Source organism: Hymenobacter cellulosilyticus (genome assembly GCF_022919215.1).
GTDB lineage: Bacteria > Bacteroidota > Bacteroidia > Cytophagales > Hymenobacteraceae > Hymenobacter > Hymenobacter cellulosilyticus.
On record NZ_CP095046.1, the window covers coordinates 4005323 to 4017891 of the forward strand.

Consider the following 12569-nt stretch of genomic DNA (forward strand, 5'->3'; position numbering starts at 1 on the left):
CCGAGCTATTCAAGAACGATCTGCGCCAGACCAGCGACTTCACCACCCGCCTCAGCCGGGGCACCGACCCGCCGATTACGCTGCAAAACCAGAACCTGGAAACCGACGACCTTTACACCGCCCGCGTTTCCGGCAACTACCGCCGCACCTGGACCGCCCAGCCCGGCCGGGAACTGACGGCCAGTGCCACCTACACCCTGGATGGCGGCACCGTGACCACCGAGCAGCGGGTAGTGGAAGGGCCGGCCAGCTACGCCCGGCAGGCCCGCCAGCAGTTTCTGGACGTGACCATCCACATGCCCTCGGCCCAGGTAGACTACGTGCATCCGCTGGGAGAAAAGCGGCGCTGGGGCGCGGGCCTCAAAACCGACCTGCTGGTGAGCTCCGGCACGGCCGACTACTCGGTGCAGCCGACGGCAGAGGCCGAATTCATTCGCCAGGCAGCCGACTCGTACCGCTACCACTACCGGCAGCTCCTGCCCCAGGCCTACGGCACCTACCAGCAGAAAACCGGCCCCTGGGACTACCAGGCGGGCTTGCGGGCGGAGTTTACTGGCCTGCAGGCGCAGGTAGAGCCCAGCGGCTCGGCTCGGCAGCGCATTTTCAATTTGTTTCCCTCCGCTACTGTGGCCCGCACTTTGCCCGTCGGCGACCAGCGCCTGCAGTTCAGCTACTCGCGCCGGTTGAACCGGCCCAATTTTCTGCAAATCGTGGCCTTGCCCATCTACTCCGACGCGCGCAACTACGTGGTGGGCAACCCCGACCTGCGCCCCGAGTACGTGCACGTGGCTGAGCTAGGCCACCAGGTGAATTGGCAGTCGACGACGCTGAGCACGACACTCTTCGGGCGCTTTGCCAACCAGGCCATTCAAAGCCTGCGCACGGTGGATACGCTGGCCACCCGCCGCAGCGGCCAGCCCGATTTCATTGCCCGCACCAGCTACGCCAACCTGGGCCGCACGGCCAGCTACGGGCTGGAACTCTCCCTGACCCGGCCCCTGACTTCGTGGTGGAAACTTCTGGCCAACGGCTCCTTCTACCGCAACCAGGTGACCAGCTACGCCGGCGCCGGCACCCGCGCTAACTTTACCGGCACGGCCTACGTGCTCAACACCTTCAGTCCTGCCAAAACGCTGACCGTGCAGCTCAGCGGCAATTACCGGGCTCCGCTTGTAGTACCCCAGGGCCGCCTGCTGGCCGTGTACGGGGTGGATGTGGCCCTGCGCCAGCGCCTGCTCCACGACCGGGCCGCTCTTACCCTGCGCGTCAGTGACGTGTTCAATACCCGCCGCCAGTACACCCAGCTGGGCGCCGCCGGGCTCACCGCCGACGTACAAACCAAGTACGAAACGCGGGTAGGCTACCTGGGCTTTACCTGGTTTCTGGGCAGCCACAAGCCCGCCAGCACCATCGACCACCAGCCCAAGGGCGACCCGGGCGGCTTTGGCGGGTAAGGTGAGCATGGTGGCTAAGCAACAAGCACCGTAAGATTGGTGAGGGTACTTCAGCTGAGGCGCTACATAAAAAAGACCCTGTAACGGCACGTTACAGGGTCTTTTTTATGCTGTTTAAATACAGCGTCCAGCTTATTAGGCTACGGCATTACTGGCAGGGTGAAATGAAAAATGGTGCCGCAGCCGGGCTGGCTCTCCACCCAGAGCTCCCCGCCCTGGGAGGTAATGAACTCCCGGCTGATGCTCAGCCCCAGGCCCGACCCACCCTTCACACCGTCTTTATTAGGAATGTGGGCAAAGCGCTGGAAAATACGCTCGTGGTACTCGGCCGGAATGCCCGGGCCGCAGTCCCGCACGCTTACCTGCACCAAGGGGCCACGCTGCTCGGCGCTGATGTGAATCTGCTCCCCCGGGGCGAGTAGCGAATGGCATTGGCCATGAGGTTGATGACCACCCAGGTGGTTTTTTCCAGGTCGGCGCGCACGGCGGGCAGATCCTCGGGCAGCTCGTAGTGGAGCTCGAGCTGCTTGTCTTCGAGCTGGGCCATGATGGTGTCGTCGGCGTAATCCATGACCAGGGCCAGGGCCACGGGCTCGGGGTTGAGCTTGATGCCCACGCCTGCGTCGAGCCGGCTTACGTCGATAAGCTCGCCCACCATGCGCAGCAGGCGCTGGGTTTCGAGGCGGATGCCGCCGGCAATGCGCTGGCGCTCGGCCGTGTCGGTACGCTCGTCCTGGAGCAGCTTCAGGCTAAGATTGATGCTGGCCAGCGGGGTTTTGAGCTCGTGCGAGACGGTAGCCAGGAAGTTGGACTTGACCTGATCGAGCTTCTTGAAGTCAGAGATGTTGCGCAACGACAGAATATGGCCCACAAACTCGGTTTGGCTGGTCAGCTCGTTGTACGACAGAATCGGGTTGACCGAGAGCCGGTAGTAGGCTTCCTCGCCGTGGCGGGTAACGGTGTACTCCGGGGGCTCAGGCGAGTCGCGCGGGGGCGTGTTAGCTTCGGCCGTGAGCAGCTTCTGCAAAAACTCGTTGTGTTGGGCCACATCGGCGGCCAGCTGCCCGATAAGCGCCTCAGCCGGCTGGCACAGCAGCTCACTGGCCACGGGATTGACCAGGATAATGCGGCGGTTCTGGTCGATGAGCAGCAGGCCTTCGTCGAGGCCCTGCACGATGCTTTCCATGCGGTTGCGCTGCATTAGCAGCTCGGCCCGGCTAGCGGTGCGCAAGTCCTGCATCTGGCCCAGCACCCGGTTGAAGGCCTGGGCCACGTGGCCGACCTCATCCTGCCGGTCAATGGGCACCCGGGCACCGGCGCTGGGGTCGGTGGCCGATTCAATATCGGCGCTGAGCCGCCGCAACGGGCGCACCACGATGCGCGGCAGCCGCAGCACCAAACTGGCCCCGAGCACGGAACTCAGCACCAGAATCAGCAGCAGCGTGGTTTTGGCGGCCCGCACCGCCCGGGCTGCTTCCTCGCCCTGCTGCCCGGAGGCCGAAAGGTTCATCGTCAGCAGCCGGTTGGTTTGGGCCTGGAGCTGCAGCAACTCGGCCTGCCGCTGCGCCAGCGGGGCCTGGTTGTCGAGCAGTCGTTGGTAGTCGGCCAGGTTCTGGGTCAGGCTGTCGACCAGTTCCGCCTCGCCCGGCTCGGTGATGTTGGCTCCTTCTCGGGTCAGGGCCCGGCGAAACTCGGCCAAAGCCGTGGGGCGCTCCGGCTGCTGACTCAGCCCACTCAGGGCCCAGAGCATCTGCCGGCCCAGCTCCACTGAGTGCAGATTGGCCCGACGCACGTGCTGGGCCCGGCGGTCCAGGCCATGGAGCACGCTGTAGCTGTAGACGCCCACAATCAGCAGCAGCAGCAGCATGGTAAGCACGCTCAGCCGGATTCGGTTTTTTAGGGTCATAACGGGTGAGCATTAAAAGCTCAGGGCAATACTACTCGTCACGTTGCCGTAGGTGTGGCCCGGCAGGCGGCCGCCGTTGTCGAACAGCTCCAGGCTGCTGTGCAAAATTCGTCCTTCCAGACGGGCCGTAAGGTGGGAAGTCGGGGCGTAATCTACGTTCAGGGAAGCTCCTTTCAGCTGGGTATTGGAATTAGACGGCGTGGGCCGGATTGTTTGAATAATAACCCCGTCGCGGGCGGAATATGCTTCCAGGCGACCGGCAAGGGCCCAGGTCGGGCTGAACGTGTAGCGGGCCAGCAGAGCCCCGGTAAACCAGTTGTCGTTCTTCGGCTTTTCCTCGGTTTGCTGAGTTCCCAGGTCGAACACGGCCGCTACGGAGAACTTTTCAGTGGCAGCGTAGGTAACGTAAAAATCGTGAAAAAAGCGCCGGCGCCGGCTGTCCCCGGGCGCTGGTCGTTGCCGTAGTAGGTACTCGAATTGAGCAGCAGCTTGTCAGTAGGCTTCCACTGCAGCTGTGTCCCGAGGCTTTTGGCCCGGTTCACGTCCCGGATCTGCTGCCAGCCATTGAGCACCAGGGCCGTGGCCGTGAGCTTGGGGCTAAATTCATAAGTAAAGCGGGCCCCGGTTTCGTAATAAGGCGAGTTTTCGGCCATCAACGAGCGGGTCAGCGTCCAGTTGTCCTTGCTGATGGCCGACTCGAAGCCGATGTGGGAGCTGAAGACACCCAGGTCCAGCCAGCTTTTGGCCGTGGGCCGGAAGCCGGCGTAGGCCTCGTAGATGTTGCGCAGCACCGGGGGTTCATTGGCGTAATTGGCCTCCACGTAGGTGCCCGTGTGCAGGGCAAAAGCGCCGCGCACCCGGGCCTCTTCGTAACGTACGCCCAGCACGGCGTTGTTCAGGGCAAACTCGTTGGCCCGGTTGTGAGAATACAAAAATCCGGGCCGCTGCTGGGATTTGCCGGTAAAATCGTAGCCATAATAGGCGTCGGCAAAGCCGTACACGCGCAGCCCCGCGGGCAGCAGCGTGGGCGTTTCCACTGCCTCGACAGAGTCAGGAACAGCCAGGGTCTGAGCCCGCACGGTAGAGGATAGCAACAGGGCGGCAACGAAAAGAGAGGCGAATTTCATGGGTGTAAGCAGCCGGCTGCACCGCGCAAAGGCCGGCGGGCAGGGCGTTAAGAAGGTCTAAAAAAGGAAAATCAGAAGGAGAGGCCGTATTCCTGCAGCTTGCGGTAGAGCGTGGTCAGGCCGATGCCAAGCTGGCGGGCAGCCTCGGTTTTGTTGCCGTCCACCTCGGCCAGCACTTCGCGAATGTGGCGGGCTTCCACGGCCCGCAGGCTCCGGTCGTGGGGGTCGTCGGTAGCCCGGATGGCGTCGGGCAGGGTGTAAAACTCGGTGGGCAGCAGGCCGGCCGCTACCAGCTCGTTGTCGGGCGTGAGAATGGCGGCCCGCTCCAGCACGTTCTTGAGTTCCCGCACATTGCCCGGCCAGTCGTAGGCCTGCAGCAGGCGCAAACACTCGGCATCCAGGCCCGGCAAACGCTTTTTAAGGCGGGCGGCGAAGTACTGCAGAAAGTACTGGGCCAGCACCGGCACGTCGGCGGGCCGGGCTTTCAGGGCGGCACGTCGATGGTGAAGACCGAAAGGCGGTAGTACAGATCGGGCCGGAAGCGGCTTTCCTGGGCTTCGAGCTTGAGGTTGCGGTTGGTAGCGGCCACAATGCGCACCTGCACGGCCGTGGGCGTCGTCGCGCCCAGCTTGGTGAAGGTCTGGGTTTCGAGCACCCGCAGAAATTTGGCCTGCACGCCCAGCTCCAGCTCCCCGATTTCGTCCAGAAACAAGGTCCCGCCGTTGGCTTCTTCCAGCAAGCCTTTTTTGTCAGTAAGAGCCCCGGTGAAGGCCCCTTTCTTGTAGCCAAACAGCTCACTTTCCAGCAAATCTTTGGGGAAAGCCGAACAATTGACGGCCACAAAGGGCTTGCTGCGGCGCGGACTGGCCTGGTGAATAGCCTGGGCAAACAGCTCCTTGCCGGCCCCCGTAGGCCCTTCCAGCAGCACCGTGGAGTCGGTGACGGCTACCTGCCGGGCCAGGTTTTGGGCCGCCCGCAGCGCCTGGGACTCGCCAATCATCGTCTCGAAGCTGTGCTGCTGCTGCACCCGGCGCTCCAGCTCGGCTACCCGGCGCTGCAGGCGGGCCTTGTCGGCGGCCCGCTCCACAATAACCACCAGCTGGTCGTCGGAGTCGCCCTTGGTCAGGTAGTCGAAAGCGCCCTGCTTCATGGCCTGCACCCCGTCGGGAATTGTGCCAAAGGCCGTCATGAGCACGATTTCGGCCTCCGGGCAGCGGGCCCGCAGCTTGGGAATCAGCTCCACGCCGTGAGCATCGGGCAGCTTCACGTCGGAGAGGACGACCAGCACTTCGTCGGCGTGCTGCTGCAGGGTTTCCAGACCCCGGCGGGCATCAGCGGCTTGCAGCACGGTGTAGCCTTCCAGCTCCAGGACCCGGCTCAGCAGCTGGCGCAGGCGGGTTTCGTCGTCGATAATGAGCAGGGTACCGGTGGGCATGAAGGGCGCAGAAGGGGAAAAGAAGATACAGGAAGCCAAAAGTAGCCGGAAGGCCGAACTTTGCTTTACCGCGGGCCAGGCGGCCGGCTATTTTGCCTGATACACTACCTCAATAGCCGGGTTCAAAGTCCGCAGGTGGGCAATGAAGGCGGCCTTTTCCCGGGGCGAAATCACCACGCTGTCGTAGCGGTTGTAGGCAATTTCGAGGCGGTCGAAGGAAGCCGCCGGCGAGGAAAGCAGGTTGTGGGTTTCGGCAACTCGGCGAATAGAGCTAATAGGCAGCGTGGTGGAATACAACACCCCGCTTTTGATGTGCAGCGAGTCGCCGGTAATGGTATAGCGGGTCGTCATCAGAACGTGGGCTATAAACCCGGCCGCAGCCAAAACCGACAACAGCGCGGGCCACGTCTGCTGCAAAGCCATGGGCAGGGCCGCACCGCCCAGCACCACCATTAAAAACAGCACCAGCCCCGGGCTGATGCCGGATTGGTAGACGCGCACCGGAACAGAAGTATTCATACTAGTAAAGTTACGCACGGACTAGCTACGGTCCCTACCGCCGGATTTCATCTTTGAGATGCTCCACGAAGCGGTTGAACTCGGGCTCGGCCTCCACGTTGGGGTGCCAGGCCAAGCCCATGCCGGCCAAATCGTACTGGTGGTCTTTGCTGATGGTGGCCCCGGGCAGGAGCTGGCCGGCCGCGTCCCGCTCGTAGCCCATCAGCCAGAGCGTATCCGACAGGGCCGTGGTGGTGGCAATGTCGTGCGAAACGATGACGACCGTGTTGAGCTCATCCATCGTGGTGACTTCGAGAATGATCTTTTTCACCTCGTCAATCATGGCCACGTCGAGGCCCGAAAATGGCTCGTCGAGCAGGATGAGGTGGTCGGAGCACAAGAGCTGCTGGGCAATGGCAGCCCGCTGCCGCTGCCCGCCCGAGAGCTGGGCGGGGAATTTCTTGCCGTGCTGCTCCAGCCGAAACCGCTCCAGGTAGGCCTGCACTTCGCGCCGGGCGGCCTCGGGCTCGTGCTTGCGGGCGGCGGCCAGCAGCAGGTTATCCGCGAGGGTGCGGTGGTTGAACAAGGGGTAGCGCTGCTGCACCAGGCCCACGTCGCCGGCCTGTACGGGGTGCTGCTCCTCCCCGACCCGCACCGCGCCCGTGGCCGGGGGCGTAAGGCCGGCAATGATGCGGCAGAGCACCGATTTGCCGATGCCCGAGCGGCCGTAGAAGCCGACCACCTGACCCTGGGTCATGTTGGGCCGCACCACGTTCAGCACCTGGGCGCTGATGTCGCGCAGCACCACTTCGCCGTTGTAGCTCATCGATACGCCCTCCAGGGTCAGCACCGGTTCTTTATGAAAATAAGGAGTCATGGGCGGTGAATGAGTGAAATGGTGACTGAGTGGTGAATGCACTGTGCTTGTGGTAATTTTTCCGGAGTATTAAAAATTTACCACACTTTGAAGAGAAGCTGGTGTAGTATTTTTTTCATACTTCGGAAAAATTACCACACTTGGCTAGCTGGCCGCTGCCAGGGCCGAGTGGGGAAAAAACACCCGGCGCAGGAGCCCGAATACGTAGTCCTGCGCGGCCCCGGTAGCCAGAATAACTAACTGAATGGCCAGCACCCCGTCGAGGTGGAGGTAGCGGTTTTGCTTGTAAAGCAGCAGCCCAATGCCGCCTTCCGACTGGTAGAGGGTTTCCACGAGGGTAATCATGGTCCAGATGATGGCGAAATTCTGGCGCACGACTTCCAGCATCAGGTCCAGCTTGCCCAGCACCACCACTTCCCAAAAGCTGCGCCACTCGCCCAGGCCCAGGGTCCGGGCGTGGTCCATTTCCTCCTGGGTGGTGGTCAGAATCACGCTGGTCATGCCCGTCACCAGGTACACGGTGGTGGCAAACACCAGCACCGAAAGCTTGACCTGGTGGCCCGAGCTCAGCATAAGCGCCATGAAAAACGTGAGGCCGGTGAGCGTGAGGTAGCGCATCTTGGTGGCCGCGTAGGCAATGGGCCGGAAAAACGGCAGGGCCGTCAGGTACGAGATAACCAGGGCCAGCACCGTGCCGATGGCCAGGGCCTGCAGGGCCGTGGTCATGCTGGCCCAGAGCTCCTGAATCAGCCCTTGGCTGGTAATCAAATCCTGCAGGGCCCGCAGCACCTGGCCCAGGCTCGGGAACAGCTGCAGCGGGTAAAACACCCAGAGCAGCACCAGCACCAGTAGCTGGGCCCCGACCATGGTGGCAAACACCGGGCGGCTGGGCTGGGCATTGGGGGCAAATAGCTCTTTCATGCGGTGAGATGGTGAGATGGTGAAATGGTGAGTTTGTCGTTCTGACAGCGTAGTATGCGCTGGAGAAGCGCGGGGCGCGAAACTCACTTGGAAGGGTGATGCTCGTGGTACTTCACAGCCCGAAGAAGCCCCGCTCCGGGCGGGACTTCTTCTTCGCTATGCATTAGAATAGGATACATTGGATAAGTGGGCTAGGATAAAACACGAACGATGGAGCAGAAAGGTGAGGTGGTGAACTTGTGAAATGGTGAGTTTGCTGTTCTGGCAGTATGTGTCGCGCCATTAGCGCAGCTGAAACGACAACTCACCATTTCACCACCTCACTAGTTCACCACTTAATTCCCCAGCACGATTTCCACCCGGCGGTTTTTGGCACGGCCGTCCGCGGCGGTGTTGCTGGCCAGGGGCTCGGTAGCGCCGTGGGCGTAGATCTGGACCCGGCCCTCGGGGAAGGCGCTGGAGCTTTTGCGGCTCAGCCACTGCTGCACAGCCAGGGCCCGGTCTTCGCTGAGCTGCTGGTTTTTCTGCGGGTCGCCCTGATTGTCGGTGTGGCCGTGCACGGCTACTTTCAAGCGGCCGGCCACAACGAGGTCATCGAAGAGCTGATTCAAATCCCGCTCGGCTGCCGGCGTGAAGGTGCTCTTGCCGGTTTCAAACTCGATGTTCCAGGCCCGCTTGCTCACGCTGCGGCGGATTTCATCATCGGCGGCAAACTGCTGCTTGTCGGCCGGGGCAATGGCCTTGCCCTTGTACTGGCTTTGCAGCTTTTTGAGCAACGTCAGGTCCAGCATCTGGTCCAGGGGCACGTAGCTGGGCAGCTCCTTAGGATACAGCTTGCTTTGCACGTCGCCGAAGGTTTTGTACACCGAGGCGTAGACGTTGGTGCCGCCTTCCTCCAGACCGAACAAGGCCAGGTTGTCGGCGAAGTTGAAGGCCTTGCTCCCACCTAGCTCCACAACCTCCCCGGTGCGGTCGGCTTCACTTACTCCTTTATAATAGCGCAGCCAGTAGGCGCCGGGCTTGTCCTTGTCGCCGTACACGTCGGCCGAAATATCGGCAGCACGGCTCAGGGCCTCGGGGTGAGATTTTACCTGGTCGCCGGCCACGGCCAGGGCCGTCATGATGCCTTCCACTTCCTTGGGGTGGGCGTCGTACCAGCGCTTGGTGGTAACCATGATGTTGGGCATCTGGTTGGAGTAGTCCTTGGTCGAAACGATGTTCACCAGGCCGCCTTTCTGCTTGGCAATGTTCACGTCGCCGGGCGTCCAGGTGGCTACGGCGTCGGCGGGCACGTCCACTTTGACGCCGGTGTCCTTGCCTTTCACCACCTTGGTGCGCTGCTCGGGCTTGCCGGTGATATACTTTTCGGCGGCGGCCAGAAAGTCGGGGGCGGCCATGAAGTTCACCGCCTCGGGGTCGTAGGTAGTTTCGTCGGGGTTGACTTTCAGGCCGTTGTCGGCGCACCATTTCAGGGCAATGTTTTGGTCGCCGTCGCGCAGGTAGCAGGCAATGGTTTTGCCCAGGGCCAGTTTGGGGTTGTCGAGCCACTCTTTGGGGCCCATCAGCTTGTCTTCGCCGAAGCTTTTCCCGCAGCTGTAGGGCAGAATCTGCAGGCCAGTACCGGCTTTTTCCAGCTGGCTCTGCACCGCCGAGAAGGCCGGCAGCCCGTCGCCCATGATGCTCACAATCAAGCCGGGCGTTTCGGGGTTCTGCTGCATGTCCAGGGCGTTTTTCACCAGGTCGGCCTGCATTTTGGCCACATCGTCCTGGCGCACGATCTGCAGGTTGAGGCCGTTGGCGGCCATGCTGGAGCCCTCCGTGGTGCGGGGGCCGCCGTTGGCCAGCATGCCGGCCATCTGCGAGTTCCAGGCCATTACTTCCCAGGTAACCGGGGCGCCTTTCTCGGTGGGCGTGCTGCCCGGCAGCGGGGCCAGCGGCACGGCAATGTTGGTGCGCGAGCCGGCCGTCTGAGTGGGCAGTTCAATGGAATTGAGCAGCACCGACTCGGTAGCCGCCTTTTTAAACAGCAGGCCGCTGCCGATAAGCTTGTTGATGCCGAAGTAGAGCAGCGCCACAATCAGGGCGCCGATGACGATTTTACCGCGAGTTGTCATGAGGAATGAAAAGGCAAAGAGGTGGAGTGCCGCCCGTTTTGCAGGGCGGCGAAAGAATGGTGTTTGGCAGGTGGGAAGAGTCAGGCTAGCCCAGCAGGCAGCTCAGACCAAGGACGAGCAGCAGGTTAATCAAGCAGACTAGAATAGGCATCGTTGGTAGCTTTAGCGGTGGCCGCGGGATTGAGTGGGCTGGGCTGCTGCTCGTTGAGCAGGGTGTTGAAGTCGCCCTTCTGGTATTTCTCCAGCAGGCGCTGGCCTTTCTCGCTCATCACCCCGTTCTGGATGTCCATTTCCTTCACGAATTCCTGCGAGTAACGCATGGCCTGCTTGATCTGACCCAGTTGCTGAGCCATGTCCTGGGCCACCCGGTCGGTGGCCATGTCGAAGAAGTACTTCTTGTCGGGGTCGCCGCGCAGGATGTTCATGGCGGCCCGCATGCCGGAAGAAGTGCGCTTTACCAGCTCGTACTCGTCCTTGAGCAGGTTGACCTTGAACTTGGAGTTGTCGATCTGGCGCAGGGCCGCCTTCAGAATCTGGCGCATTACCAGCGTCACGTTGGCCGTGGTGGTCAGCATGGGCTGCAGGCGGGAGTTGTAGTCTTCCAGCTGGGCCGCCCGCGAAGCGTACGATTCGGCGAAGTCCTTCTCGCCCTTGCGGGCGGCCGAGTCGGCCAGGCGCAGGTACTCCTGGAGCTGCTGCTTATTGGAGTCCATCTTGCGCTTTACCAGCTCGTGGGCGCCTTCGATGTGGCCCACTTCTGACTCCATGTTCTGGGCTTCCTTCTCGGTGTTGCGGATGTAGTCCTGCATGATGCCGATGGGGTCCGTCTCGACGAAGATGCCGGCCGCCGTGCGGAAGATGCGCTGCCCGGCGTACCAGAGCCCGGCCTTAATCCGCTTGCTGGTCACGATAAGAAAAAGCACGAACAGCGCCCCAAGCCCGATACCGAGCTTGACAGTGTCGAAGACGATTTCGACGAGGAAGGGCACAATGGCTCCCCAGAAGTAGAGGGCCGCCCCAGCCGCAGCGGCTAGGAAGACCCAGCCGGCGGCCTTTTCAGGTTTTTGCCATTTGGGTAAATCCGTTTGATTACCGCTGGAAATCAATGTATTCATATGAGTAATAAGTTAGGTTGTGACAAGCCTGATTCTGTAGCTGGCAGGAGGCGCAGCGGTTCTATTTCACCGGTCCTGCCAAGAGGAAGGATTGGGCTGCTTGGCGGTGGGCTTTCAGGTCGGCGGCGGCACTGGCGTTGGCCAGCTCGTAGGAGGCCAGGGAGGCCTGAGCCTTCTGGCGCTCGGCTACCAATTGCTGCTGCGTAGCCTGGAGCTGCTGACTTTTGGCTTCCAACTGCTGGGTCAGCTCAGCCAACTCGGCTTGCAAGCGTTGCTCCTGCCCAGTGAGCTGCACGATGGTGCTGGGCTGGGCATTGGCAATCTTGAGCTCCCCCATCTTTTCCTGGTGACGCTCCAGCACCTTGTTGCGGTCGGCCACCAGCTTCTGCTCCAGCTGCTCTCCCGACGTGAGCAAGGTGGCCGAGTCGAGGCCAGTGACGGCGGCAAAGGCGTGGAAGGCCGTCTGGTAGAGTACTGGGCCAGCCAGCCCGCTGGCGGCCATGCTCTTTACCATCTTCGTGTAGGCCACAAAGTCCTTCCCATCCCCGGCCAGCAGTGAGGCAATATGGTCGAGGTGGCGCTGCTCGGGCTGGGTTACGGAAGGCTGGCTCAGGGCAAAGGAGCCGGGGCCGGGCGCTATTGGGAGCTGCTGCGGAACGGATGCTGGCAGCGGGCGGGGCGGGACTTTGCCGGCCTTACCGGGGGCACTGGGGTCGTCGCCTTCGACGAAGAAGTCTTTGGCAGCTTTGGCGAGGTTGTCGAAAAGGTCCATGGGGGCGGCTCAGGTGATTGGTGATATGGCCCTGTTGCCAATACCAGTGCCGCCGCCCGGCAAACTTCTCCAGTCCTTTTATAACATACTGATTTTCAATAGTTAAAAATAACAATAAGGCAATAGAAACTTCTAAGCAAGCTCCAAACCCTACCAAAATGAAAGGGGTTATTCCCAAAACAGCGCGCTTCAACTACTCCCGAAACGCTTTAGTCAGGCGCTGCCACCCCGACCCGGGGCGTGGATACAATAAGATAATACGGGCCTTAGCACGGCCTGCTTTCCAGCGGGGAGGCTGATTCGGGCCCCTTATCGGGTAGCTCAGCCAAGCCCAGCGGGCAGGTATTGCG

12 protein-coding genes and 1 pseudogene are annotated in these 12569 nt (G+C 61.8%); 1 reads left to right on the forward strand and 12 read right to left on the reverse strand.

Annotated features, from left to right (window positions below; genetic code table 11):
* Positions 1-20 precede the first annotated feature (20 nt).
* Positions 21-1454 carry an outer membrane beta-barrel family protein gene (locus MUN79_RS19745; protein WP_244678363.1) on the forward strand — a complete coding sequence of 478 codons (1434 nt, stop codon included), beginning with the start codon at positions 21-23 and terminating at the stop codon, positions 1452-1454.
* 140 nt (positions 1455-1594) lie between these two features.
* Here the strand turns inward: MUN79_RS19745 and MUN79_RS19750 are convergent, their stop codons facing one another.
* The 12 genes and pseudogenes from MUN79_RS19750 to MUN79_RS19795 form a co-directional block, all read right to left on the reverse strand.
* Positions 1595-1822, reverse strand: a complete 228-nt coding sequence (locus MUN79_RS19750) for a sensor histidine kinase (protein ID WP_244678364.1) — start codon at positions 1820-1822, stop codon at positions 1595-1597.
* Entirely contained in the window at positions 1813-3360 is a 1548-nt protein-coding gene (locus tag MUN79_RS19755) for a sensor histidine kinase (RefSeq protein WP_244674311.1), read from the reverse strand. Before MUN79_RS19755 ends, MUN79_RS19750 begins: the two co-directional genes overlap by 10 nt.
* A 12-nt stretch (positions 3361-3372) precedes the next feature.
* A pseudogene (locus tag MUN79_RS31910) lies at positions 3373-3735 on the reverse strand (outer membrane beta-barrel protein); the annotation flags it as partial.
* Positions 3732-4487 carry an outer membrane beta-barrel protein gene (locus tag MUN79_RS19760; RefSeq protein WP_375378183.1) on the reverse strand — a complete coding sequence of 252 codons (756 nt, stop codon included), beginning with the start codon at positions 4485-4487 and terminating at the stop codon, positions 3732-3734. The pseudogene MUN79_RS31910 and the gene MUN79_RS19760, both read right to left, overlap by 4 nt.
* Before the next feature lie 71 nt (positions 4488-4558).
* A complete protein-coding gene (locus MUN79_RS31260; protein WP_311136529.1) occupies positions 4559-4954 on the reverse strand; it encodes an AAA-type ATPase lid domain-containing protein in 396 nt (131 codons plus the stop codon).
* 17 nt (positions 4955-4971) lie between these two features.
* Positions 4972-5922, reverse strand: a complete 951-nt coding sequence (locus MUN79_RS19765; protein WP_311136530.1) for a sigma-54-dependent transcriptional regulator — start codon at positions 5920-5922, stop codon at positions 4972-4974.
* An 87-nt stretch (positions 5923-6009) separates the two neighbouring features.
* Positions 6010-6441 carry a PH domain-containing protein gene (locus MUN79_RS19770; RefSeq protein ID WP_244674312.1) on the reverse strand — a complete coding sequence of 144 codons (432 nt, stop codon included), beginning with the start codon at positions 6439-6441 and terminating at the stop codon, positions 6010-6012.
* Between the two features lie 34 nt (positions 6442-6475).
* Entirely contained in the window at positions 6476-7297 is an 822-nt protein-coding gene (locus MUN79_RS19775) for an ATP-binding cassette domain-containing protein (protein ID WP_244674313.1), read from the reverse strand.
* A 144-nt stretch (positions 7298-7441) separates the two neighbouring features.
* Positions 7442-8218 (reverse strand): ABC transporter permease, encoded by a 777-nt coding sequence (locus MUN79_RS19780; protein WP_244674314.1) that lies wholly within the window; start codon positions 8216-8218, stop codon positions 7442-7444.
* Between the two features lie 335 nt (positions 8219-8553).
* Complete coding sequence (locus MUN79_RS19785; RefSeq protein WP_244674315.1) at positions 8554-10332, reverse strand: OmpA family protein; 1779 nt, start codon at positions 10330-10332, stop codon at positions 8554-8556.
* Between the two features lie 125 nt (positions 10333-10457).
* On the reverse strand, positions 10458-11447 hold the full coding sequence (locus MUN79_RS19790; protein WP_244674316.1) for a PspA/IM30 family protein: 990 nt from the start codon (positions 11445-11447) through the stop codon (positions 10458-10460).
* Positions 11448-11508: 61 nt separating this feature from the next.
* Positions 11509-12219, reverse strand: coding sequence for a hypothetical protein (locus tag MUN79_RS19795; RefSeq protein ID WP_244674317.1), 711 nt, complete (start codon positions 12217-12219; stop codon positions 11509-11511).
* Between the last annotated feature and the right edge of the window lie 350 nt (positions 12220-12569).